The organism is Asticcacaulis taihuensis (genome assembly GCF_900100255.1).
Taxonomy (GTDB): domain Bacteria; phylum Pseudomonadota; class Alphaproteobacteria; order Caulobacterales; family Caulobacteraceae; genus Asticcacaulis; species Asticcacaulis taihuensis.
Map to the genome: position 1 here is coordinate 1,019,225 of NZ_FMTS01000001.1, position 24,896 is coordinate 1,044,120.

At 60.6% G+C, this 24,896-nt stretch carries 16 protein-coding genes; 8 read left to right on the forward strand and 8 right to left on the reverse strand.

Going from position 1 to position 24,896, the window contains the following annotated elements:
- The 3 genes from BLO49_RS04865 to BLO49_RS04875 all read left to right on the forward strand — a co-directional run bounded on the left by BLO49_RS04865 (position 1) and on the right by BLO49_RS04875 (position 2,913).
- Positions 1–951 (forward strand): glycoside hydrolase, encoded by a 951-nt coding sequence (locus BLO49_RS04865; protein WP_245678861.1) that lies wholly within the window; start codon positions 1–3, stop codon positions 949–951.
- Positions 952–1,004: 53 nt separating this feature from the next.
- Complete coding sequence (locus tag BLO49_RS04870) at positions 1,005–1,814, forward strand: class I SAM-dependent methyltransferase (RefSeq protein ID WP_090644871.1); 810 nt, start codon at positions 1,005–1,007, stop codon at positions 1,812–1,814.
- 124 nt (positions 1,815–1,938) lie between these two features.
- Entirely contained in the window at positions 1,939–2,913 is a 975-nt protein-coding gene (locus BLO49_RS04875) for a glycoside hydrolase family 43 protein (RefSeq protein WP_090644874.1), read from the forward strand.
- Here the strand turns inward: BLO49_RS04875 and BLO49_RS04880 are convergent.
- Entirely contained in the window at positions 2,910–4,091 is a 1,182-nt protein-coding gene (locus BLO49_RS04880) for a M24 family metallopeptidase (RefSeq protein WP_090644878.1), read from the reverse strand. The genes BLO49_RS04875 and BLO49_RS04880 overlap by 4 nt on opposite strands.
- Before the next feature lie 11 nt (positions 4,092–4,102).
- Entirely contained in the window at positions 4,103–5,353 is a 1,251-nt protein-coding gene (locus BLO49_RS04885) for an NAD(P)/FAD-dependent oxidoreductase (RefSeq protein ID WP_090644881.1), read from the reverse strand.
- A gap of 286 nt (positions 5,354–5,639) precedes the next feature.
- Between BLO49_RS04885 and BLO49_RS04890 the strand changes: the two genes are divergently transcribed.
- Positions 5,640–6,305: a GntR family transcriptional regulator gene (locus BLO49_RS04890; protein ID WP_090644883.1), complete on the forward strand. Its 666-nt coding sequence runs from the start codon at positions 5,640–5,642 to the stop codon at positions 6,303–6,305.
- Positions 6,306–6,372: 67 nt separating this feature from the next.
- Here the strand turns inward: BLO49_RS04890 and BLO49_RS04895 are convergent, their stop codons facing one another.
- The 3 genes from BLO49_RS04895 to BLO49_RS04905 form a co-directional block, all read right to left on the reverse strand.
- Complete coding sequence (locus BLO49_RS04895) at positions 6,373–7,797, reverse strand: amino acid permease (RefSeq protein WP_090644886.1); 1,425 nt, start codon at positions 7,795–7,797, stop codon at positions 6,373–6,375.
- A 57-nt stretch (positions 7,798–7,854) separates the two neighbouring features.
- Entirely contained in the window at positions 7,855–10,635 is a 2,781-nt protein-coding gene (locus BLO49_RS04900; protein ID WP_090644889.1) for a DUF5695 domain-containing protein, read from the reverse strand.
- An 89-nt stretch (positions 10,636–10,724) separates the two neighbouring features.
- A complete protein-coding gene (locus BLO49_RS04905) occupies positions 10,725–13,052 on the reverse strand; it encodes a S9 family peptidase (RefSeq protein ID WP_090644891.1) in 2,328 nt (775 codons plus the stop codon).
- Between the two features lie 88 nt (positions 13,053–13,140).
- Here BLO49_RS04905 and BLO49_RS04910 point away from each other — a divergent pair, with 88 nt between their 5' ends.
- Entirely contained in the window at positions 13,141–14,637 is a 1,497-nt protein-coding gene (locus BLO49_RS04910; protein ID WP_090644894.1) for a glycoside hydrolase family 27 protein, read from the forward strand.
- 3 nt (positions 14,638–14,640) lie between these two features.
- On the forward strand, positions 14,641–15,654 hold the full coding sequence (locus BLO49_RS04915) for an Ldh family oxidoreductase (RefSeq protein ID WP_090644897.1): 1,014 nt from the start codon (positions 14,641–14,643) through the stop codon (positions 15,652–15,654).
- Here the strand turns inward: BLO49_RS04915 and BLO49_RS04920 are convergent.
- The gene (locus BLO49_RS04920) at positions 15,651–16,655 is read right to left on the reverse strand and encodes a 4-hydroxyproline epimerase (RefSeq protein WP_090644900.1); all 1,005 of its coding nucleotides are present in this window, start codon (positions 16,653–16,655) and stop codon (positions 15,651–15,653) included. The genes BLO49_RS04915 and BLO49_RS04920 overlap by 4 nt on opposite strands.
- A gap of 132 nt (positions 16,656–16,787) precedes the next feature.
- Positions 16,788–17,702 carry a dihydrodipicolinate synthase family protein gene (locus BLO49_RS04925; protein WP_090644905.1) on the reverse strand — a complete coding sequence of 305 codons (915 nt, stop codon included), beginning with the start codon at positions 17,700–17,702 and terminating at the stop codon, positions 16,788–16,790.
- 224 nt (positions 17,703–17,926) lie between these two features.
- Between BLO49_RS04925 and BLO49_RS04930 the strand changes: the two genes are divergently transcribed.
- Positions 17,927–19,702, forward strand: coding sequence for a DUF885 domain-containing protein (locus BLO49_RS04930; protein WP_090644908.1), 1,776 nt, complete (start codon positions 17,927–17,929; stop codon positions 19,700–19,702).
- A gap of 9 nt (positions 19,703–19,711) precedes the next feature.
- The gene (locus BLO49_RS04935) at positions 19,712–21,490 is read left to right on the forward strand and encodes a DUF885 domain-containing protein (RefSeq protein WP_090644911.1); all 1,779 of its coding nucleotides are present in this window, start codon (positions 19,712–19,714) and stop codon (positions 21,488–21,490) included.
- Here BLO49_RS04935 and BLO49_RS04940 read toward each other — a convergent pair.
- The gene (locus BLO49_RS04940) at positions 21,471–24,893 is read right to left on the reverse strand and encodes a trifunctional glycoside hydrolase family 18/polysaccharide deacetylase/glycosyltransferase family 2 protein (RefSeq protein WP_090644914.1); all 3,423 of its coding nucleotides are present in this window, start codon (positions 24,891–24,893) and stop codon (positions 21,471–21,473) included. The genes BLO49_RS04935 and BLO49_RS04940 overlap by 20 nt on opposite strands.
- Between the last annotated feature and the right edge of the window lie 3 nt (positions 24,894–24,896).

Genomic DNA, 24,896 nt, shown 5'->3' on the forward strand with positions numbered 1-24,896 from the left:
ATGAAGCGGGGGATTTTTGCTGCTTCTGCAATCGCCTTGTCCTTGTCGTCTGGCTTTGCGTTGGCGACCGAGGCCGAGCGCGCCGTCATGGCGAAGGCGGAAATCCCGTCCTTCGACGCCCGCCTTATCACCCGCCCACCAGTCTGGCTGGACCTCGATCCGTTTTACCAGAAATATGCCGATGCCGGCGGCATACCGATCATCGGCTCGAAGAATGTCCCCGACGCCGGTATCCTGGTGGCGCGCGATATTGTGCTCTACATGCTTTCCGAACGCCCGGATATCCGTAACCAGTTGATCCGCAATGGTGCCCGCGTCGGCATTATGGCGATCGACGAAACGACGACTGATATTCCCGAACAAAGCGACTGGAAAAAGCCGGCCATCGATGATCCGCGCCTGTCGAAATGCGATGTGCGCGACTATGCCAAGACCATAGGTTTGCAAACGGACCGCGATTATTGGGCGCAGCGTGCCCGCGGCATGGGCGGCACCTATACCACAGGGGCGGCGGAAAACATCATGGGTGTGCCCGGCACCCGTTATTATGGCGAGAACATCCTCGTTCACGAGTTCTCGCACAGCATTTTCGAAGCTATCCGCACGGCCGATCCGGCGCTTGAGGCGCGCGTGGAAGCGGCCTATGCCCATGCCAGGGAAAAGCGCCTGTGGCAGGGCGCCTACATGGCCAATACGCTTGATGAATACTGGGCCGAGGGCACGCAGTTCTGGTTCAATTCCAACAAGGCGTACATCACCGACACCCTGACTGTGCTCAATGCAGATGACTTCAAGGCCCACGATCCGGAATTCTATGCCCTCCTGTCAGAGGTCTACCGCTGGGATCATCGCATTCCGGCCGATGTTTATTATATGCACCCCGCCCGCATGAACACCGCCCACATCAGTCTGGATGAAAGCGGCAAGGCAAAAGATGACTGTTTCTCGTAAGGTTGGAGCGTAGTACACTCGCTAGCGGCTGATGCCGGAGAGCGGGCGTAATCATGCGGGACTCAGACAAGGTATTCGCGGGCTCGGTGCCGGAAAACTACGACCGTCACATGGTGCCGCTGATCTTCCAGCTCTATGCCGACGATATGGCCCGGCGCGCGGCCGCCCTGAAACCGGATGCGGTTCTGGAAATCGCCGCCGGCACCGGGGCCGTCACGCGTGCCCTGGCGCCGCAATTGCCGCCCGACACCTCCTATATCGTCACCGACCTGAACCCGCCGATGCTCGATTACGCGGCTTCACGGCAACCGCCGGATAAGCGCATCCAATGGCAACAGGCCGACGCCATGGCGCTGCCGTTTGCAGACGAAAGCTTCGATCTCGCCTTCTGCCAGTTCGGCGCCATGTTCTTTCCGGATCGCACACAGGCTTACCGCGAAGCCCGGCGCGTGCTAAAACCCGGCGGGCATTTCCTGTTCAGCGTCTGGGATCGCATCGAGACGAATGTGTTTGCCGACGAGGTGACTAACGCCCTCGCGCGGCTCCTGCCGGCCGATCCGCCGCGTTTCCTGGTCCGCACGCCACATGGCTACCACGATACGGCACTGATACGCAGTGAACTTAAGGCTGCGGGCTTCTCTGGCGTGGCTATAGACACCCGGACCGAAATCAGCCGCGCGCCATCCCCGCGTCATGTGGCCACTGCCTATTGCCAAGGCACCCTTCTGTGTAATGAAATCGAGGCCGCCGACGGAAACCCTGAAGCCGCGACGGATTATGTCACCGCTGCGCTGGCCGAAAAACATGGTCATGGCGCGATCGCCGCAAAGATACAGGCCCATGTTATCGAGGCGTCAGTTTGACAAGATGTCTTTTCACGGTGTAAGCGCAATTGTCTGACATTTACTCCTTCCCAGTTTCCCAGAGTCCGCAATGCCCGTCTTTAGCCGTCGTCACTTTCTAACCACATCCGCAGGTGCCGGTCTGATGTCTCCTATTCTTGCGCAGGCCGCTGAGCGCCCCTCAAAGATCGTCAATCCACTGGTCCTGCAACGCGCCGACCCGCAAGTTTTCAAACATGATGACGGTTATTACTACATGATGGCCTCGGTGCCCGAATATGACCGGCTGGCCATCCGCCGCGCCCGTACCCTGGCCGGACTGTCAACAGCGGAAGAGGCTGTGGTCTGGCGTCGCCCCGAAAGCGGCCGGATGGCCGGCTATATCTGGGCGCCGGAACTGCATCATTTCGACGGCCAGTGGCACATCTATTTCGCTGCCGGAAATGGCGACGACAAGTTCCATATCCGTACCTATGTGCTTTCCTGCACGGATACCAACCCGCTAACCGGCAAATGGTCCCTGACCGGCCAGCTTGAAACGCCGTGGGATAGCTTCACCCTCGATTCCACGACCTTCGTCCATCGCGGCGTACGCTATCTGTGCTGGGCGCAGCATGAACCAGGGATCGACACCAACAGCAATCTTTACCTGGCGCCGCTGGCCACGCCGATTACCCTTGCCGCAAAACCGGCCCGCCTGACGGTCCCCACCTATGACTGGGAAACCATCGGCTTCAAGGTCAATGAAGGCCCCGCCCTTTTGGCACGCAACGGCCGTCTGTTCCTGACCTATTCGGCCGCCGCTACTGATTACCATTACTGCATGGGTCTGCTGACGGCGCACGACGACGCCGACATCATGGACCCGGCCTCGTGGGTAAAATCACCGGAGCCGGTATTCAAAAGTTCTCCAGCCCATAACGTCTGGGGTCCCGGCCACAACAGCTTCACGGTCGATGAAAACGGGCGCGACATGCTGGTCTATCACGCCCGCGACTATAAGGACATTCAGGGCGATCCCCTGTTCGATCCGAACCGCCACACCCGCGTCCAGCCGATCCATTATACGGCGGACGGTGTGCCGGATTTCGGAGAACCCGTGGCAAATGGCCCGCTTTAAACCCTATTGATGGCTTCCTGCGGTTCGGTGAACCACTTCGCGCCGTTTTCCGTGACGTACATGTGGTCTTCCAGGCGGACGCCGAAGGTATCGGGCACCACGATCATCGGCTCATTGGAGAAGCACATGCCCGGCGCCAGCGGCGTTGTGTCGCCACGTACGAGGAAGGCCGGTTCATGTATACTGAGGCCGATGCCGTGGCCCGTGCGGTGCGGCGTACCCGGCAGGTTGTAATCCGGCCCCAGGCCATGTTTTTCCAGAACGGCGCGGGCGGCATAATCGACCGCCTCGCACGGTAGACCAACCTCGACGCGCGCAAAGGCGGCGGCCTGGGCTTCCTTCTCGATGTCCCAGATGCGCTGATAGTCCGGTTTCGGCTGACCGAAGATATAGGTGCGGGTGATGTCCGAGGTATAACCCTGCACGTAGCAGCCGGTATCGACCAGCACCAGATCGCCCTCCTTCAGGCGCTGCTCGCCCGGCAGGCCATGCGGGAAGGCTGTGCCACGGCCGAACTGGGTAATGACGAAGGAGTTACCCGAAGCCCCCAGCTTGCGGTGCGCCGCCTCGATGAAATTATTGACCTCTTTCGTGGTGATGCCTTCGTAAAGCATCCGTGCCACGGCCTTATGCACAAGGATGGTCATGTCCTTGGCCTGCTGCATCAGGGCCAGTTCCGCCGCTGACTTGTACATGCGGCAGCCATTGATGACGGACGAGGCCTCCTTGATGTCCAGCCCGGTCTCGCGGCCCAGGCGGCTGACCATCTCGAACGACATGGCCGGATCGACAGCGATGACCGTGGCGCCCCAGTCGCTCATGGCCTGGCCGATCAGGGCGTGCGGACTTTCATGCTCCTGCCACAGGCGGAACTCAGCGGTGATCTTCATATCGGCTTCGAGTGAACCCAGCTCGAAGAACGGACAGATCATCAATGGGTCGCCCGTCACGGGGATCAGCATACTGACCAGGCGCTCCGAAGCGCCCCAGGGAACGCCGGCGAAATAGTTGAGGCTGGCCCCTGCCCCGACCAGAAGCGCATCGGCGCCCATGTTGCGGGTCAGCTTACGTGCCTTCTCGATGCGCGCCAGGCGTTCGGCGATAGTGATGGCCGGCGCCTGGTGAGCATAGACCGATAGTTTCGCCAGTTCGGCTTCGGGGGTGGATGAACCGATCATTGCAATCTTCCTTACTTAAAACGTTCCAGCCCGAAGGCCTCCGGCGCACGGCCGCTTTTGAGCATATCGGCGACGATTTCGCCGGTCACCGCCCCGAGCGTCAAGCCGAGATGCTGGTGCCCGAAGGCATAAAAGAGATTATCGGCCCGGTCCGAGCGGCCGATCGCCGGCAGGTAATCCGGCAGGGTCGGGCGAGTACCGATCCATTCTCCACCTTCACCTTTGAACGGCAAGCCAAGATCACCAACATGCTTGCGCAAGCGCGTCCACTTGCGCGGGTCCGGCGCGGCATCCACCTGGTTGAACTCGACAAAGCTGGCCGCGCGGAGGCCATGCTCAAAGCCCGTCACGATCATCGAGCGATCCTCGAAGACCACCGGCGGAAAGCCCTTCGGCCAGCCGTGATCCGGCGTCTGGATATGATAGCCGCGCTCGGCGATCATCGGCACGGATTCGCCAAGACCTTCCAGCAGGGGTTTGGAGCCGATACCCGCCGCAATCACAACCGTATCAGCGGTCAGTTGTTCGCCCCCGCTCAGCACCGCCCAGGCGCTGCCCTTGCGGATAATCATTTTCTCGACGCGTTCAAACAGATACCGGCCGCCGCGCTCGATGAACCGTTCGCCCAAAGTCTCCAGCATCCGGCGAGTGTCGGCGATCTGCGCCGTGCCGATAAAGCGAATCGCCCCGTGGATTTTCTTTTGCGTCAGCGCCGACAATTGCGACATCTCGTCATCGGTCACTGGTCGCAGAGTGGCCGTTCCGGTATCCGCGGCAGACCACGAGCTTAAGCCCCTGGCGGCGCTTTCCGGCGTTTCCCAGACGACAAAATGACCATCTTCGCAGAGCAGGTCCGGCACCCCGATATCCGCCACCCGCCGTTGCCAGGCGGGCATGGCTTGGGCCAGAAGACTTTTCAGGGCCACCTTGCCCTGCGCGAAACGCTTGGGTTGCGCCGCGGCCAACAGGCGCAGCGAAAACGGCAGCCAGGCAAAAAAACCTTGCGGCGGCAGGGACAGCGCGCCGCCACGCATGAACCAGCGCCGCCAGGCGGATTTTACCGTCGCCATCGAGGCGAGCGGCTCGGCCTGCTCGGTGGCGATATGACCGGCATTGCCGTAAGAGGCCGAGTCCCGGCTGCCGCTGTCACACAAGGTGACGTGAAATCCCTGTGCCTGAAGCGCCAGGGCGATATTCAAGCCGACCACGCCGCCACCAATGACCAAACTCTTCTTAAGTGCGTTATCTTGGGGCACCGTCATCGACCTTATTCATCCACATCACTACAGATCACCAAATATCGTATACGATATATAGTTTTCACAATCCATAGGTCACAAAAAGAAAACCTGACAGAAGACCCTGACGGCCGAACCCGCGCCTTCCGCCACCAGAGCTTACGCAAATGCCTCAAGATTACGAAAATGTCAGAATTTAATCCCTGACACCGGTTGCGCCCTTGTCATGGCGCCAGACTGGTGTCTAGTGTATACTATATAAAAACAGCGCAGGACTCACGTGAACCCTGTCGCCCTCCGGGAAACTTTCATGACCATTGTGGTTCAAACCCTCTCCGAACAGATCTTTTCCCTGGTCCGTGACCGCATCATTTCCGGCAAGCTGCCCACCGATACGGCCATCCGCCAGGACGCCCTGGCCGCCGAGCTGGGCGTCAGCAAGATTCCACTGCGCGAGGCCCTCGCCCGCCTGGAGCAGGAGGGCCTGCTTCTCTCCCACGCCAATCGCGGCTTCTTCGTCCGGCCACTGAACGCCGACGAGGTCGAAGAGGTCTTCGCCCTGCGCCTGAAACTCGAACCCGAAGCCGTGGGTGAAGCCGCAAAAGTGGCTACGGACGCCGACCGGAAAGCCGCCCGCGCCGCGCTCGATGCGCTTGATGTTGCCGCCAGTGGCGATAAGACCCAGGTGGGCAAGCTCAACCGTGCCTTCCATATGTCGCTCGTTTATCCGCTGCATCGCCAGATTACCGTCCAGATCATTGAGCGCCTGAATATCATCTCGGAACGCTATGTCGGCAAGCACCTGGAACCGGCGGGCCGCGACGACCGCGCCCACAATGAACACCTGGCCCTGTTTGAACTGTGGGCTACCGGCAAGTCGGAAGAGGTCTCGGCCCTGATGCGCCAGCATATCGCCATGACGCTGGAAGACCTGCGCAAGCAGTTCGAAACGGAAAAAACAGCGGCCAGCGCTTAAGATTTCTCAGTAATCAATTAAAAAGGCCCCGGATCGCTCCGGGGCCTTTTATTTTGCGGCGCCTGCCCTATTCGGCGGGCGTTGCCTTGGCTTCCTTGCGCAGGCGGCTGTTCCACCGGCCGAACGAGAAGTAGAAGACCAGACCGATGGCCATCCAGATCAACGTGAAAAGCTGACTCTGGATCGGCAGGCTGGAAAAGATAAAGATGCAGCCCCCAATGGTGATCAGGCCAACCAGCCAGTAGAGCGGCGTCTTGAAGGTTCGCTGCATGTCCGGCAGTTTCCGGCGCAGGATGATCATCGAAAGCGCCACAGCCACGAAGGCGATCAGGGTGCCGGCATTGGACAGCTCGGCGATCTGCTTCAAGGGGATAAAGCCGGCGAAGATGGCAACAAAGATACCGGTCAGGAGGGTGATCAGGGCCGGTGCGCCCTTGGCATTGACCTTGGCCACGGCTTGCGGCAGCAGACCGTCACGCGCCATGACGAAGAAGATGCGGCTCTGGCCGTACATCATGACAAGGATGACCGATGGAAGGGCTACGATAGCGGCGCCGCCAACCAGCGAGGCCACCAAGGGCTGGCCAAGTGTGCGCAGGACGTGCGGCAGCGGTTCGCCCGACGCGGCGATATCCTGATAACCGACAGCCCCAACGGCGACAGCGGCCACCAGCATGTAGATCAGCGTCGAGACACCCATGGAACCCAGGATGCCGATGGTCAGGTCGCGGCCAGGGTTCTTGGCTTCTTCGGCCGAGGTCGAAACGGCATCGAAGCCGAAGAAGGCGAAGAACACGATAGCCGCTGCAGCCATGACGCCGAGCTTTTCGCCGCCGACCTCATGCGCCAGGAAACCAAAGGGCATGAACGGATCGTAGTGACCGGCCTGGATGGCGGGAAAACCCAGAACGACAAAGGCGCCGAGTGCCACGATCTTGACAATGACGAGAATGATATTGAGCGTGGCGCTTTCACGGGCGCCGATCAGCAGCAGCCCCATGACGGCCAGGGACACGACGACGGCGGGCAGATTGACCAGTCCGCCGGCATAGGGGCCGCTAAGCAGGAAGGCCGGCAGGTGCAGACCAATGCCCTCCTCCAGCCAGCCGACCAAGTGGGCCGACCAGCCGACGGCCACCGTCGAACAGGCCAGCGAATATTCCAGGATCAGCGCCCAGCCAACGACCCAGGCCACAATCTCGCCCATACTGGAATAGCTGTAGGTATAGGCGGAACCGGCCGTCGGGATCAGGGTCGACATTTCGGTGTAACACAGGGCCGCGCAGGCGCAGACAATGCCGCACAGGGCAAACGAGACAATAACGCCCGGCCCGGCCAGACCCGCGCCGACGCCGGTCAGGGTATAGATGCCGGTGCCGATGATGCCGCCAATCCCCAGCGCCATCAGGTGCGGCCAGCTCAGCGTCTTGGCCAGCGTCTTGCCGTCTTCTTCCGCGCGCCTCAGCGGCTTCAGTGGTCCAAATAATCCCATTGTGTTTCCCAAAAATATAATTGGCCACGATCCGGACGGATCGTGGCCTGATGAGTGTTAGTTGGCTTTTGGCGTCAGTTCAATAGTCGTTGCATTTGCACCGAGTTGAATGACATAGGCACCGCGTTCGGTTTGAGCATTCGCCATGTAGGGTTTGCCGGTGGCGGTCGTGGTCTTGACGTTGAGATAGGCTTTCGGCGTATGTATGTCCGCCGGCGCCAGGCTGACCGTCACCGCGCCCGTCTTAGGGTAATAGGTGGCGGCGGTGAATTTGCCGGCATCGAGGGTGAGCCACAGGCCCGCCGGCGCGATGAAGAGGCGAGCACGGGCGCTGTCGGTCGGCGTGAGCGTTATAACGCCGCCCGTCTGGCTGACATTGCCACCGAAGCCCGCCCAGCCAAAGGTCGGGTGATCGACCAGATAGGCGGCGGCGCTGACGGCATGGCCATAGAAGCTCATACCGTAGTCGCCATTCATACCGTCCCAGTGCATGGCGTCCGGGAAGGAGTGGAAGGCCGCCGCGCCGAAGCCCTCGGAATCGATATTGGTCAGCGAGCCCATCAGGCCGCCATAGGCCACGCGCAGGAGCTGGAAGTCGGACGGATTAGCGCGATAGGCGTCAAACAGCGGCACGGCATTGAGCGACGAGCCATAGTGATGCAACTGACGCTCGATGCGCGACTGCTTGCCGGCATAGAGGAAGTCCCAGAAGCGGCGGGCCGAGCCATTATAGCCCCAGTGCGGGATCGTCGGGTCGTAGGCCAGAATGACCTCGCGCGTCACATCGGCCGCCTTTTCGTCACCGAAATAGCGCGACCACATATAGACCTCGGCCTGGCCGGTCGAATCCCACGGCATTTCCGAGCCAAACGGATATTTCAGCGTCTTCCAGATGTCGGCGCGGCCCTTCATCATCGTCTCGATCTCGGCGGCCTCGTCCGTATAGCCCTCGCGCTTGAGGTCCTGGAGGATATAGACGAAGACATCGCCCTCCATCTGGCCGAACTGGGTATAGTAAGGCGCCTTGGTCATCATCGCCTTGGTGGTTTCGGCAGCGCGCGTCAGGTAGGTCTGCCAGGTTTCCTTGGTCGTCAGGCCGTCATGATAGCGGCCAAGGCGATACAGCGTCCACCAGGCGGCGGCGACGTGCGGATAGTTGTAGGAGCGGCCGAGATCGGCGGCGCCCTCGCGGTCCCAGGCCGACCAGGTGTTCCAGTTCAGCTTCGGATCGTAGGTGCCTTCCGGCATGGTCTTCGGATCGTAGAACATGACCGACTTGCGCACGCCGTACTTGTCAGGCCCGTCCGGCGTCTGAATCTGGCCCCACAGGGTGGTGTCGGCAAACTGCTCGAACTTGGCGACCTCTTCGGGCACCGGATTGTCGAGTTGCTTCATGATGGTGGCCAGCCACGAACCCGCCCCGCCCTCGTCGCTCAGGCCCGCCACCCAGACACGGTTGTCCTGGGTGATGATGTGGCTCTCATCACGGTCATAGCCCATGATCGACGGGCTGCGTTTGAAGGGATCGGACGGATTTTCGTACCACTGCTTCGTTGTCAGGAAATGGCCCATATCGGCCACCACCTCAAGTTCCGGCTTGGTGACAAGATAATGCACGGTCTGCACCGAACCATCGGCATAGGTGATGGCCATACGGGCGCGGCCGTCGATTTTACCGGTGACGGCGTATTTAACCCAGCCGTCCTTGGCCCTCTGCGAAGCACCGACCTCAAGCGCGCCTTCCGGGAAGATGCTGACCGACTTCACCGCCTGCGCGGAATGGACGAACAGCTCGGCATCGGTATCGGCCGGCAGCACATAGCCTGGCAGCCCCACCACCACCGGACGACCGTTCTGCATCAGGGTGGTCTCGATTTCGCGGATGGACGGCGACAGGACGAAGCGCACACCGATGGTGCGGCTCTCGCCGGCTTTCAGCACAAGCGCGGTCGGTTCATTCCACTGCTGAATACCCTTCCAGTCGGTATCGGCGAAACCCTTCGAAGCGACCATCCAGTCGTAAAAGCCCTCGAAGGTCATGTTGCGCGGTTCGGGATCGTTGTAGATCTTCAGCGACTTGTCGGCGTTGCGCTGGTTGAGGATTGGCTTGTAGAGCTCGAACGGTGTGTTCTTTTCCGGCAGGACCAGGAGCGACGGCCCGGCGCCATTCAGGCGATTGACCTGGAGATAGCCGGCATCCCGGCCGACATAGGGGTCATAAAACGAGGCGGTTTCGTGAGCATCATCGAGGTGACGGCCGGTAATGATATTATCAAACACCATCGGCAGCCCCAGGGCGCCGATCTCGATCGCGGTCTTGCCCGGATTGGTCAGGGTATAACGCAAGACCAGCTTGCCAGCGACGACCGACCAGGTGCGCGTCACCTTGAGCGGAAAACCGGCACCCAGAGACGGTGTGATATCTGCGGCGGCCAAAGCCCCATTCACCTTCAGCGGCTTGACCTTGGCGCGCTTATAGGCGGTTGAATAGTCGCTCCATGCCTCGCTCCCCACGGCCCGCAGGCGCAGGTCGAGATCACCGATACGATAGGCGCCATCGCCCAGGCGCTGGGTAAAGCGATTGGCCGGGGCGAAATCGAAACCATCCTTCGCCGCCTTCGGCGCCAGAGAGACCAAGGTCTGCGAGGTTTCCTGCAGCGACAGCATGAAGTCCGGCGTCTCAAAAACCGAAATCTGCGCATCAGGGCTGTTCCACGACTGCACTGCCGGGGCAGTTTGCGCCATGACCGGCAGGGCGACACCACTCATTGTCAGGGCCGCAGCCAGAACCAGCAGGCTCGAACAGCGGCGGAAAGCGGAGATGGTGCGACGGGTCATAACAGGCCTTGGATGGAATGGGATCGATATCCATGTAAAACACCGATCCAATTGTCCGTCAAATATAAATTATACGATTTTGTGACGGATTAAGGTGCTTTCGGCGCCGTTTCCGGCAGCGCGTTCCAGTCGGGCGTCGGCTCGTCCCGCAGATAGCGCACGAAGTAATCATACTGGCGGCGCAGGCCGTAGCTGAAATCGCCGACATTGCGCAGGGCACCATGGCCCTGATTGGGCGCCACGATCAGATCGAAATCCTTGCGCGCCTTGATCAGGGCATTCGCCACCTGAAGCGTCGAGGACGGATCGACGTTCGTGTCCTGCTCGCCGACAATCATCAGGATATGGCCCTGCAGCCGCCAGGCATTATCGACGCCGGAGGATTTGCTGTATGCGTCGTCGACCGGCCAGCCCATCCATTCCTCGTTCCAGCTTATCTTGTCCATGCGGTTGTCATAGCAGCCGGCATAGGCGACCGCGGCCTTGTAGAAATCCGGATGGAATTCCAGCGCACCCAGCGAGCTTTGCCCGCCGGCCGAACCGCCATAGATGCCAATGCGGCTGATGTCGTACCACGGATATTTCGCCGCCACGGCCTTGTGCCACAGAATGCGGTCGGGAAAGCCGGAATCGCCGACATTCTTCCACGCCACGTCATGGAAGGCCTTGGAGCGGTTCATCGTGCCCATGCCATCGATCTGCACAACGATGAAGCCGAGATCGGCCTGGGCCTGCATCCCCACCACCTTGTCGCCACCCGAATGCAGGCCGAACGGCCAAAAGGTCTTGGGCACGAAATTGTCATGCGGCCCGGCATAGATGTTCTCGATCACCGGGTATTTTTTATTGGGGTCGAAGTTGCGCGGCCGCACGATGATGCCCCAGATATCGGTCTTGCCGTCGCGGCCCTTGGCAGTGAAAACCTCCGGCGCCTTGAAGCCGGCGGCGAGCAATTTAGTGATATCGCCGTGTTCGACCTCGGTGACCAGCGCGCCATCATTGCTGTGCAGTTCGGCGATATTGGGCAGGTCAATGCGGGAGTATGTATCGACATAATAGGCCATGTCGCTGGAGAAGCTGACATCGTGCCAGGCGTCGGTCGTGGTGATCGGCGTCAGGTGCCTGCCATCGAAATCGACGCGGAAGACGTGCTGGAAATACGGGTCCTTGCCGGGATAGATGCCACTGGCGGCAAACCAGATCTGACGCTTCTGGTCATCGACCTTCAGCACCTTGCGCACGATCCAGTCGCCCCTGGTGATCTGGGTCTTCACCTTCCCGGTGGTCTGGTCGTAGAGATAGAGGTGGTTCCAGCCATCGCGCTCCGACATCCAGATCAGTTCTTTGCCTAAGCCCCCGACATCGTGGCTGTAGCGCCGCTCGATATTGACGAAGGTATCGGCATGATCTTCGGCGACGATGCGCGCCACGCCTGTCTTGGCACTGGCCTCGATCAGGCGATAGGCCTGATGTCCGCGCTGGTCGTACTCAAAGGTAATGGCCGAGGAATCCGCCCGCCAGTTGATATTCGACATGGTGTAGGGATTGGGAAACAGATCGAACGGCACATTTATCTGCTTTTTAGCCACCACATCGAACAGCACCGGCCGGTCGATATCGACCGCATCGCCCGGCTTAGGGTATAGCTGGGTCGCCAGTTTCGGCTCGATCTCGCCTTCGGGCGAGGAGATGACGCGCGTGACGTGGCGGGCAAAACCGGGGCGTACGCGATAGGCGGCCAGCTTTTGCGAATCCGGCGACCAGACGATCGACTGCGGATCGTAGAACTCGCCCTCGGAGCCGTCAGTGCTCAGCACGGTCATCGCGCCGCCGGCCGCGGGTTTGACCACCACATTGAAGCCCTGCACGAAGGCTATCCACTTGCCATCCGGCGAGGGCTTCGGCGAATTGTCGGCGGGAATGGTCAGGTCGCGCACCACGCCAAAACCGCGCGGCTGGCCGGCGCTTTCCGGCACACGGGCGCACACATAGTCGGTCAGGGTGCAGGACCAGGCTTCGTCCTCATCGAGCCAGGTCACCAGTCCCTTGTCGCCATCGGTAAAGCTGACAGAGGTCATCGGCTCGGTAAAGGGCAGGTGCAGGCCGCTATAGGTCTCGCCCAGCGCCTTGCTTAAAGATGCCGCCAGACGGTCCTGATCAAAAGCCGGGGATTTCGCCTTCGTATCGGCGTCCATCATGACGAACTGGAAGCCGCCCGGAACGGTCTTGCGATAGATGAAGCGGTGCGTGCCTTCGATCCACTGCGCGGGCTCAGCGATATTCTCGGTCAGGCCCGACCAGTCATTGCGCAGGTTGAGCGAGCGCTGATAATCGGCCACGGTCGGCGCGGCAGAGGCGGATACCGAATAAACGGCCAGACCCAAAACTAAAAAGCCCGTTTGCACCCGCATTTTCATTCTGCCCTCTTGCCATTCTTGTGATACCCGTCATGATGTATACTATATACCGAAAGCCGGACAAGCCGTTAATTCAGGGATTCCCGTTATGCGCAAACTGTTGACGACAACCATTTTGAGCGGCCTGTTGCTGGCCTCCGGTGCAATCGCCGAAATCCCCAATGGCGGCTGGGTGTTCGATTCCTCGCCCGATTACCCCGGCTTTACACGCCTGGTGATCGAGGAAAAGAAGGGCAAGCTCTCCGGCAAGGTGACGTCGAAATGGTATGGCGACCTGCCGCTCACCGACCTGCATGCTGATGGCGATAATCTCGTCTTCAAGCTCTACAACGGCAATCCGCGCGTCACCATGACCGACATTGTCGTCAAGTCGGAGGGCAAATCGGTGCGCATGACCGGCAAGGTCTGGTACCAGGATTTCGACCTCACCGCCCACAAGGGCAAGCGTTCGGAACTGAAGGCGCTCGATTTCCCGACCTTTGCCCTGCCCGCTAAACGCGTGGTGACGCAGAAGCCCCTGGCCCCTACCCCGCCGATGGGCTGGAGTTCGTGGAACAAGTTCGCCACCGATATCAACGACCAGACGATCCGCGAGATCGCCAACGCCCTGGTCTCATCCGGCCTGCGTGACGCGGGCTACGTGTACGTCAATATCGATGACGGCTGGCAAGGCGAGCGCGACGCGCAAGGCGCGCTCCATCCGAACAAGAACTTCCCCGACATGAAGGCGTTGGCCGATTACGTTCATGCCCGCGGTCTTAAGCTCGGCATCTATTCCTCGCCGGGGCCGAAGACCTGTGCCGGCTATAACGGCTCTTACGGCCATATCAAGCAAGACGCCGACACCTTCGCCGCCTGGGGAATAGACTACCTGAAATACGATCTGTGTTCCGGCGAGGCCTTCTATTCGACAGCCGAGACCGTATACGCCACCTATCAGGAGATGGGCGAGGCGCTGAACGCCACGGACCGCGATATTGTCTACTCCCTGTGCGAATACGGCCGCTTCGATGTTGGTTCCTGGGCGCGCCAGGTCGGAGGCCACCTGTGGCGCACCACCGGCGATATCGAGGACAAATACGACGTCATGGCCAAGATCGGCTTCGACAAAAATGGTGTGGCCAATCATACCGGCCCGAACGGCTGGAACGATCCCGACATGCTGGAGATCGGCAATGGCGGCATGAGCCAGGACGAATACCGCACACACATGACCCTTTGGGCCATGCTGTCGGCGCCGCTGGTGCTGGGCAATGATGTCCGTCACATGACGCCGGAAACCCTGTCGCTGCTGACCAACAAGGAAGTCATCGCCATCGACCAGGATACACTGGGCGCCCAAGGCCTGCCGGCAAAAAAAGACGGCACGACCGAGGTGTGGACCAAGAAACTGGCCGATGGTTCGACCGCCGTGGCCCTGTTCAATCGTGGCGACGAAAACACCCTCATCAGCGGCAACTGGGCCGATATCAAGGTGAAAGGAACGACCGTCCGCGACCTGTGGGCCCACAGCGATCACCCTGCCGACGAAGGCTATGCCTATGCCGTACCGAAACATGGTGCAGTGCTATTGAGAGTAAAATAGACGATGACTGAACAAACCCTGTCGCTGGACGAAGCCCTGGCCTTAAGCCTCAATGTTCTGGAAAGAAACGGCTTCTCGCCCGAACACGCCGGCGCCATCGCCCGCAACATCTGGAAAGGGCAGCGCGACGAATGCCATTCGCATGGCCTCTACCGCCTGCTGGTCTGCACTCACACCCTGAAAAGCGGCAAGGTGTCGCCCGATGCCCTGCCCGAAGTGCACGACGCTGCGCCCGGTCTGGTGCGCGTCGACGCGAAGGGCGCCTATTCGCTGCTGTCGTTTGAAACCGGTCTGCCGATTTTGGCGGAAAAAGCCCGCAAACAAGGCATTGCCGCGCTGGCCATTAATCACTGCTACCACTTTTCGGCCCTGTGGCCTGAGGTCGAGGCTATCGCCGCACAGGGGCTGGTCGGTCTGGCGCTGACGCCAAGCCATTCCTGGGTCGCGCCTTTTGGCGGCACAAAGGGCGTCTTCGGCACCAATCCGCTGGCCTTTGCCTGGCCGCGTCCAGGGCAAAACCCGTTTGTTTTCGACTTTGCCACCAGCGCCGCCGCGCGCGGCGAGATCGAACTGCACCGCCGTGCCGGCAAAGTGATACCCGAAGGCTGGGCCGTCGATACCGAAGGTCACCCCACCACCGACCCGACCGAAGCCATGAATGGTGCCATGCTAACCTTCGGCGGCCACAAGGGCTCGGCGCTTTCGGCCATGATCGAACTGATGGCCGGCCCGCTGATCGGCGACCTGTTGAGCCTGGAGTCGCAGGCTTTCGACAAAGGCGCCGGCGCCACGCCCTATCACGGCGAACTGGTCATCGCCATCGATCCGCAGGTGTTCATGGGGCCGTCGGCGGACCTGCACAGCGCCCGCGCCGAAAAGCTGTTCGAAGCCATTGTCGACCAAGGCGCCCGCCTCCCCTCGCAACGCCGCTACGAGGCCCGTGCCCGCAGCGAGGCCAGCGGCACGGTCAGCATCCCCAAACAGCTCTACAGGGACATCATAGCCCTGCTGGATTAAACGACCTGGAAACCCGCCCAGAAGGCGTCTTCGCGGTCGATCCAGATGTTGTTGAAACCGGTCGAGATGGCGGAACCTTCGATCGACGGAATGATCGCCTTCTGGTCGCCCAGCATGACCTCGTCTTCGACACGGCCGATGAACTGGCTGCAAATGTAGCTTTCGTGGACGAAGCGATCGCCCTTTTTCAATTTACCCTTGGCATGAAGGTGCGCAAGGCGCGCGGAAGTGCCGGTGCCGCAGGGCGAACGGTCGATGGCGCGCTCGCCGTAGAAGACGGCATTACGGCCGTCGGCGTTTTCACTCTTGGGCTTGTCGGCCCACAGGATGTGACTGACGCCGCGGATCGTGGGATCGACCGGATGGACTGGCTCATACTTTTCGCGCACCAGTTGGCGGATGACGCGGCTAAGTTCGATAATACGGGCGGCGCCCAGGTCATCAAGGCCGGTATATGGGCCGTCGGCGGTTGGCTCGATGATGGCGTAATAGTTGCCACCATAGGAAACATCGAGGGTCAATTTACCCAAATCCGGCACGTCGATCTCGATACCTGTGGCGGCCAGATAGGCCGGCACATTGGTGATCTTCACCGAAGTCACCTTATTGCCGCTCGTTGTGTAGTCGATATTGATCACGCCCGCGGGCACTTCCAGCTTCAGCTTGCCCGGCGTGCGCGGGGTTACCAGGCCGTTTTCCAGCGCAAAGGTCACCATGCCGATGGTGCCGTGGCCGCACATCGGCAGGCAGCCGGAGGTTTCGATGAACAGGATGCCAGCATCGGTATCAGCTTGGGTCGGCGGATAGAGGAAGCCGCCGGACATCATGTCATGGCCACGCGGCTCAAAACACAGGCCGGTACGAATCCAGTCGAACCGTTCCAGGAAATCCTGCCGCCGCTCGGACATATTGCTGCCCTTGAGCAGAGGCGCGCCACCGGCGACGAGACGGACTGGGTTGCCGGCCGTGTGGCCATCGATGCAGAAAAAGGTGTGGCGCATGGGAAACCCTAACTCAAAAAAGCCCCCTCTCCCCGTATGCGGGGAGAGGGTTGGGGTGAGGGGCAACTACTGATAAGCCCCTCATCCGGCCTTATCAGGCCACCTTCTCCCCGTAAACGGGGAGAAGGGATATCACGCGGCCTTGGTGATCTTGAGGCTTGGGCGCGTAGCCGCAGCCTTTTCGACCATGGCGGTGACCTCAGCGCGACGAGCGCCGGTCAGCGGCATACGCGGCATACGCACGCGTTCCGAACCGCGGCCCATGATCTGTTCGGCCAGCTTGATCGATTGGACCAGATCGTGCTCGGCATCGAGGTGCAGCAGCGGCAGGAACCAGCGGTAGATTTCGCGGGCGGTAGCGATATCGCCCGCTTCCAGCGCCTTGACCAGCATGACAGATTCGTGCGGGAAGGCCGAGGTCAAGCCCGAGACCCAGCCTTGCGCGCCCAGCAGCAGACCTTCGAAAGCCACGTCATCGAGGCCGGCGAAGACGATATAACGGTCACCGAAGGCATTGATCATGTCGGTGAAGCGGCGGGTGTCGGCGGTCGATTCCTTAACAGCGACGATGTTCTTCACAGGACGAAGCGCCTCAAGGGCCTCGTTGGTGATGGCGACGCGATAGGCGGTCGGGTTATTATAGAGCATGATCGGCAGTGTCGTGGCATTGGCGACCTGGGTGAAATGCTCGACCAGTTCGGCGGTCTTGGGCACATAGACCATGGCCGGCAGCAGCATCAGGCCATTGGCGCCGAGCTTTTCAGCATCCTTGACCCAGGCGATGGCCAGGGGCGTGGTCAGTTCGGAGACACCGGTGACGACCGGAACGCGGCCGGCGACAACCTCGACAATGGCCTTGAGAAGCAGACGCTTTTCCTCGGCGGTGAGCGAGTTGTTCTCGCCGCAGGTGCCCATGGCGATGATTCCGGTGACGCCGTCCCGGATCAGATCATCGACGACGCGCTGCGTATCGGCATAATCGATTGAGAGGTCTTCTTTGAATTGCGTCGTTACGGCCGGAAACACACCCCGCCAATCGATTGTCATATCATTACTCCACGAATTTTCGCATCAAACATTATATCGTATACAATGTACAAAGTGGTCGTGCAATAGGATCATACGTTATCTGAACAAATATTATGTCCGTCGTCACGATGAATCTACCCGGCCTGTTACCGCTATCGTGATTTAAGTCTCTGACCGGCGGGATTGTCAAAATAAATTATACCGTATACCGTAAAACTTTATAATCTGAGGGAGACGGTAATATGCGGCATTTGCTGAAGGCGGCCATGCTTGGCACCATTCTGTCAGGGGTAATGAGCACGCTGCCGATCATGCCCGCCTTCGCTGCTGCGCCGGCCATGACGTCTTCTGGTGATGCCGCCTTCGAGACGCTCTGGCAGACAGAGTGGAAATGGCGCAAAGCCCTGACCGGCGATAATGACGACGACAGTGGCGAGGACGCCATCCGGTCGCATTTTCCGGATGTGTCGAAAACCGCACAGGACGCCAAGCTGACCTACTGGACGAATGTTCTGGCGCAACTGGACAGAATCGATCCCAAGACACTCTCGCCCGACCAGCAGGTCAATTACACGGTCTACCGCAACCAGATCGAAACCCTGGCCTCACGGCAGAAATTCCGCGGCTATGAAATGAGCTTCGGTTTCTGGAGCGGCCTGAGCTATGCCGCGCGCAAACCGATGCGCACCGAGCAGGACTATCGCAACTATATCGCCTATCTCAATGACGTGCCGCGTTATTTCGGCCAGAACATCGACAATATGCGCGCCGGCCTGAAGCGTGGTTTCACGCCCTCGCAGGTCTCGCTGCAGGGCCGCGATTCCTCGGTTGCCATTGCTTTTGAGAACAAGACGCCGGAACAGACCGTCTTCTATACGCCGTTTCTCGACATGCCGGCCTCGATCCCGGCGGAAAAGCAGGCGGAACTGAAAAAATTGGCTGTGGACGCCATATCCGACAGCGTCATCCCGGCACACAAGACCCTGCTCACCTTCCTGCGCGCAGAATATATCCCCGGCGCGCGCAAGACCATCGCCGCCTATGACCTGCCCGACGGCAAGGCCTATTACCAGTCGCTGATCCGCGAATATGTCACCCTGGATATGACGCCCGACCAGATCCACCAGATCGGCCTTGATGAAGTGGCCAAGATCCGTGTCGAAATGCAGGCCGTCATGGACAAGGTCGGTTTCAAGGGCACGCTCCAGGACTTCAACCAGTTCCTGCGCACCGATCCGCAGTTCTATGTCACCTCGCCACAGGCATTTCTGGATCGCGGCGCCTGGATATCGAAAGAGTTCGATGGCAAGGCAGCGCAGTATTTCGGCCGGATGCCGCGGATGCGCTTCGCCGTGGTGCCGACGCCCGACGCCATTGCGCCCTATAATACCGGCGGCAATGGCGGCCCCGGCGTACTGATCCTCAATACCTTTGACCTGAAATCACGCCCGCTCTACACCCTGCCGGCACTGGTGCTGCATGAAGGCGCGCCCGGCCATGCCTGGCAGATGCCGCTGGCCCTTGAAAACAAGAACCTGCCGGAATTTCGCCAGTCGACCTATATCTCGGCCTATGGCGAAGGCTGGGCGCTTTATGCCGAGCGTCTGGGCGTCGAGATGGGCATGTACCATACCCCCTATGACCGCTTCGGTATGCTGACCTACCAGATGTGGCGCGCCTGCCGGCTGGTGGTCGATACCGGCATGCACGCCAAGGGCTGGACCCGCGACCAGGCCCTGGCCTTCCTGCGCGATAATACGGCCCTGTCCGAACACGAGATCACCACCGAGACCGACCGCTATATCAATACGCCGGGCCAGGCGCTTTCCTACTATATCGGCGAGATGACCATCTGGAAGGCGCGCCACAAGGCCGAGGCAGCGCTGGGCGACAAGTTCGATATCCGCCAGTTCCACGACACCGTGCTCGATTTGGGCTCCGTGCCCCTGCCGGTGCTCGAAGCCCGCATCGACCGTTTCATCACCGAGGGCGGCAAGGGCCCTTATTACGGCCAGTAGGAGATTTATATGATCCGCCCTGTTTCGCTGACATTAGCCATGCTTCTTCTTAATGGCGGCCTCGCGCACGCCGCCCCCACCACGCCTGTGGCGGCCTGTGCCAGCGCATCCGACCAAAAGATGATCACCCTCGTGGCTGATTTTGAAGCCCTGTCGGCGTCGCGCGATCCGATCCGCGAAAGCGGCAGCGGCAATCTGGCGGCATTGGCGCAATGGCCGGATGACAGCGTTTCGACCCTGAAAGCCTATGGCAAGGCACTGAATGGCCTGATGACTCGCCTGACCGCCATCCCGGCCAACAGCTTTTGCCCGGATCAGGCGCTGAACCAGGCCCTAATCAGGGATCGCCTCCAGCTTGAACTCGACGGTCTGCGCTTCGATGAGGCTCGCCTGCCTTTCAATACCGGCGACGGCTTCTATACCGTGCCCGACTATGCCGCCGCCGGTGTGGTCCTGCGCACCGAACCCGAGGCCCGCGCCTGGATCGCCAAGCTGAAGGCCCTGCCCGCCTATTACGCCACCGAAACCGACAATATGAAGCGCGGCATCGCCACCGGCTTCATGCGGCCGAAACTGGTGGCCGGCAAGGCGCTGGCGGTGATGGAAAAGCACGCGGCCCAGCCCGTGGCCGAGCACAGCCTGCTGAACCCGCTGAAAAACCTGCCGGACACCATTCCGACCGAGATCCGTGCTGAACTGGTCGCCGAGGGTATGCAGATCATTGCCACCCAGGTGCGCCCGGCGGAAGACGCGCTCGTCGCCTTCTTCAAAACCGAATATGTGCCGAAGGCACCGGACAGCATCGCCATCGGCGACCTGCCCGATGGCAAGGCCTATTACCAGTACCTGATCCACCGCAACGCTTCGACCGACATGACGCCGGAGGCCATCCACGCACTGGGCCTCAGCGAAATGAAGCGCATCCGCGCCGAGATGGATGCCGATATCAAGGCCAGCGGTTTCAAGGGCAGCTTCGCCAAATTCCAGACCTTTATCCGCACCGATCCGCAGTTCATCGCCGAAAGCCCGGAAGACTATTACGCTAAAGTCAGCGCTGTGCTGATCCGCGTCCAGGGCCTGCTGCCGATCTATTTCCACCACCTGCCGCGTCAGCCGGTCACGGTGCATGAGGTCGATCCGCAGCTCAAAAGCTCGTCTTCCGGCTATAACCCCGCCAGCCTGGCGCAGGGCCTGCCCGGCACGGTGGTCATCAATACCGATCACCTCGACCAGAGCCCGACCTCGGGCCTGACCGCCTGGACCCTGCATGAGGGCCTGCCCGGCCATCACCTGCAAATCGCTTTGGCGCAGGAAAACGATGCCCTGCCGAAGTTCCGCCGCCGCGACGACATCAATGCCTTTGTCGAGGGCTGGGCGCTTTATTCCGAACATCTCGGCGTCGAGATGGGCATGTACCGCAACCCTTACGAGGACTTCGGCCGCCTGTCGCTGGAGATGTGGCGCGCCTGCCGGCTGGTCATTGATACCGGTATGCACACCATGGGCTGGAGCCGTGACCAGGCCGTCGCCTGCCTGCGTGACAATACCGGACTGAGCGATCGCGCCATTCAGAATGAGGTCGATCGCTATATTGGCTGGCCCGGCCAGGCCCTGGGCTACAAGATCGGCGAAATCCGCATCCGGCAATTGCGCGCGAAAGCCGAGGCCGGTTTGGGTCCGAAATTCGACCTGCGCGACTTCCACGACGAAATCCTGAAAAACGGCCCCTTGCCGCTCGACATCCTGTCGCAGCAGGTCGATGACTGGATCAGGCGCGGCGGGAGGTAGTGTCCGCCGCCGCATCCAGCCGGCCGCTGCGTTCCAGCTTGCCCCAGCCGACATACAAACCACGCCCGGCCGACATCAGCGCCTTGAGCACGACATAGTACATGATCTGGCGATAGACGAAGCGCTGCGACAACAGCCAAAAGACGGGATAGCGTTTTTCGCGCGGTTCCAGCCAGTAGGCGATACCGCCGCAGAGCGCATCGATGGCCAGGAAGGTCAGCCAGTAGGCAAGCATTCGCCAAAGATCGCCGCTGGTTTGCGCCCAGCCGTGCTGCGACACCTGCACGATGGTGGCAATGATATTGACGACCAGGGCGAAGTCGATCAGCGGTGAAATTACTGAAAAGACAATCTGGAACAGCCAGGCTTGCGGCAAACCGATCCAGGCCAGACCTTTCGGTTGGCCGGTCCGATAAATGCCGCGGTGCTTCCACAGGCATTGCAGGGTGCCGAAGGCCCAGCGGAAGCGCTGCTTCATCAGAGCGCCGAAGCTTTCCGGCGCCTCGGTCCAGGCCACGGCGTCCTGATCATAGGCTACTTTCCAGCCTTTCCTCTGAATAGCGATAGTCAGATCCTGGTCCTCTGCCAGGGTATTGTGTGGATAGTTGCCGACGTCCGCTAATGCAGAGCGCCGCCACGCCCCGACCGCACCCGGCACCACCATCATGGCGCCGAACATGGCGAGCGCGCTGCGTTCGAGGTTTTGCGAGGTGACATATTCCACCGCCTGCCAGCGCGTCACCCAATTGAAGCGGTTGCCGACCTTGGCATTGCCGGCCACGGCGCCGATCTCCGGCCGCGTAAACCAGCGCACCAGCCGCGCGATGGTTTCGGGCTCGAACTGGGTATCGGCATCCAGCGCGATGATGATGTCCCCCCTGGAGGCGGCAATGCCGTTATTGACTGCATTCGCCTTGCCGGCATTGGCCTGGGTGATCAGACGCACACGCCTGTCATCCGCGAAAGCCTGGCTCACAATGGCGCTTGTCTCGTCCCTGGAACCATCATCGATGACGATGACCTCCAGGGCCACCCCAACGCTGGCCAGCACACGCCGCACAGAATTTTCGATCACCCGCGCCTCGTTATAGGCGGGGATCAGCACACTGACGAAACTGTTATTCACAAAGGCCGCCACCGCCCCCGCCTCTTCCGGCTTGTCGTCACCCGGCGGCTGCATGTGATTGCTGAACTCGGCATAAATAGCCAGCCCGGAAAGAATGAGCGCCCGGCCGATCCCCAGCACGATGGCGATGACGAAAAGCCATTTCAGCGCCGCCGCCATCCAGGCCATGAACATGAATATGCCAACATCAAAACGCACTTCCAGCAGGTCCTGGCCGCTCAGTTGCGGCATGACCTGATCGCGTGACAGACCGACCAGATCACCGACCGGGACGAACTGGTAGCCCTCCGCCTTCAGCTTGCGGATAATGACCGGCAGGGCCTTGAGGGTCTGGCTGCGTTCGCCGCCGGAATCGTGCATCAGGATGATCTGGCCGGAGCGGCAATCGTCCGGAGAGGTCTTGCAGGTGGCCGATTGTTCGCTGGCCACGCCATCATGCACGCCATCCAGGGTGTTCTGAATGATTTTGTCGACGCCGGGCCTCGTCCAGTCCTCGGAATCGACGTGCAGGCCGATATCGGTATAGCCCAGTTTCTGCGCCACCAGGGCCGGCACCAGTTCGTCATTGGTCGTCGGTTCGGCGTCGCCAAAGTAAGGCGCGCGCAGCAGCCGCATCGAGCGGCCGGTATAGGCTTCGACCACGCGCTGGGTCGAGTTCAACTCGAAACGGATCTGCCATTCGGCAATCTTCGACATGTCCGGATGGGTATAGGAGTGATTGCCGATATCGTCGCCATCACGCACCATCTGGCGCAGCAGGGCCGGATGAGCGATCGCCTTTTCCCCGATGACGAAGAAGGTGGCGGGCACCTTCTCCTGCTCCAGGATTTTCAGGATCTGCGGCGTCCAGTTGCCGTCCGGACCATCATCGAAGGTCAGGGCCAGCTTGCCGGGCCTATAACCAGTGCGGCGGACCACGAACGGTGTCGGCAGCGACTGGTAGGCTTCATTCTGCGCCACGCGCGCCTTGTCATAGGTCACAACACGGCGGCCGGTCTGGGGTGTATCCTCGATATGGACCACCTCGCCATTGCCATAGACCTGGTTGTCGCCCAGGGCGGTCAGCCTGTTGAGTTCAGGCAGGGCATTGGTCTGGTAGGTGCTGAAAGCCTGCCAGATGGCCGGGTCTTCCGAACCAAGCCGCCACAATCCAACGCCCGACACATTGGAATCGGCGATGGTGAGCAACTGGTTCCATGCGCTAACGCCATCCAGCAGCCAGACCTCGTGGTGCAGCCCTTCCTCATCATAAAAGAAATAGGCATTTCCGGTCGCCGGGTCGAACTGGATCGGCGCATCGGATTCGCGGGCGATGCGCCAGGCCTCGGCAACGGTCGTCGGATCGGCCTTTAACTGGCCGTTGGGCTGTTTGTACCAGTCGTAGCCATAATTGCCGATACAGACGATGGCCTTGTCGGTCCGCACGCTTTTCAGCGCCTGGTTCAGGCGATCATTGAACCAGCCCTGCGCGGCGATGGCACCAGCCGGGTCGACCATGGAATGCTGGTCGTAGATCATCAGGAACAGCTTGTCGGCGGCGCCGGAAAAAGCCTTCAGGTTCCATACGGGATTGTCGACCGGCGCCGTCAGGGTCAGCAGGTAGCCCTTTGTCGCAAAGGCGGCCCGGGCCTGCCTGACAAAGGTCAGGTAATTGCGCAGGGACGTATCCGGCAGGGTTTCAAAATCAAGCACCACGCCCTGGGCCTTTTCGCGGCGGACCATGTCGAGCATCTGGCCGATCAGTTTCAGCCGCGCGGAAGGATTGGCCAGAAGCCGCGCCGTATTGGCGCCCTGCCACTGGCCGCCGGTGATGTTCTGAACCATGATCAGCACGGACGGACGATGCTGGGCGTTCTGGATTGTCTGGGTGAACCTGTCGTCCGCCAGATAGATGAAGCGGTTGTCCGCGCCGCCGACATAGGCGAGGCCGGGAATAACCATATCCAGATTATTGACGTGTTTTTGCAGGGAAACCAGCGAGGCATCATCCCCCGTGACATAAAAACTGGCAAGGGTCTGCTGTACCCTGGCCGCCCCACCGCGCACACTGAGCGGCCGGTGACGCGGCGCGGCGCGGTTCAGCACCATTTTCGATGCCGAGGGTCTCGGATATTCCATATGCAGGTCGAGCCCTTCCGGCACCGGCACCATCAGGATCGACGCCACAAGGCCGACGAACAGGATCACCGCCATGACGATCAGGCTGATAACCCCAAAGAAGGACGCCTTCTTGCGGCGCCCGGTGGGATCATAAAAAATCGGCTTTTGCGCGGGCATCAG

Bases quoted from the DNA above. Each gene is read 5' to 3' on its own strand.
- BLO49_RS04870 (WP_090644871.1), top strand. From the start codon at position 1,005: ATGCGGGACTCAGACAAGGTATTCGCGGGCTCGGTGCCGGAAAACTAC.
- BLO49_RS04925 (WP_090644905.1), bottom strand. From the start codon at position 17,702: ATGACAATCGATTGGCGGGGTGTGTTTCCGGCCGTAACGACGCAATTC.
- BLO49_RS04895 (WP_090644886.1), bottom strand. From the start codon at position 7,797: ATGGGATTATTTGGACCACTGAAGCCGCTGAGGCGCGCGGAAGAAGAC.
- BLO49_RS04905 (WP_090644891.1), bottom strand. From the start codon at position 13,052: ATGAAAATGCGGGTGCAAACGGGCTTTTTAGTTTTGGGTCTGGCCGTT.
- BLO49_RS04865 (WP_245678861.1), top strand. From the start codon at position 1: ATGAAGCGGGGGATTTTTGCTGCTTCTGCAATCGCCTTGTCCTTGTCG.
- BLO49_RS04890 (WP_090644883.1), top strand. From the start codon at position 5,640: ATGACCATTGTGGTTCAAACCCTCTCCGAACAGATCTTTTCCCTGGTC.
- BLO49_RS04910 (WP_090644894.1), top strand. From the start codon at position 13,141: ATGCGCAAACTGTTGACGACAACCATTTTGAGCGGCCTGTTGCTGGCC.
- BLO49_RS04875 (WP_090644874.1), top strand. From the start codon at position 1,939: ATGTCTCCTATTCTTGCGCAGGCCGCTGAGCGCCCCTCAAAGATCGTC.
- BLO49_RS04880 (WP_090644878.1), bottom strand. From the start codon at position 4,091: ATGATCGGTTCATCCACCCCCGAAGCCGAACTGGCGAAACTATCGGTC.
- BLO49_RS04935 (WP_090644911.1), top strand. From the start codon at position 19,712: ATGATCCGCCCTGTTTCGCTGACATTAGCCATGCTTCTTCTTAATGGC.
- BLO49_RS04885 (WP_090644881.1), bottom strand. From the start codon at position 5,353: ATGACGGTGCCCCAAGATAACGCACTTAAGAAGAGTTTGGTCATTGGT.
- BLO49_RS04940 (WP_090644914.1), bottom strand. From the start codon at position 24,893: ATGCCCGCGCAAAAGCCGATTTTTTATGATCCCACCGGGCGCCGCAAG.
- BLO49_RS04900 (WP_090644889.1), bottom strand. From the start codon at position 10,635: ATGACCCGTCGCACCATCTCCGCTTTCCGCCGCTGTTCGAGCCTGCTG.
- BLO49_RS04930 (WP_090644908.1), top strand. From the start codon at position 17,927: ATGCGGCATTTGCTGAAGGCGGCCATGCTTGGCACCATTCTGTCAGGG.
- BLO49_RS04915 (WP_090644897.1), top strand. From the start codon at position 14,641: ATGACTGAACAAACCCTGTCGCTGGACGAAGCCCTGGCCTTAAGCCTC.
- BLO49_RS04920 (WP_090644900.1), bottom strand. From the start codon at position 16,655: ATGCGCCACACCTTTTTCTGCATCGATGGCCACACGGCCGGCAACCCA.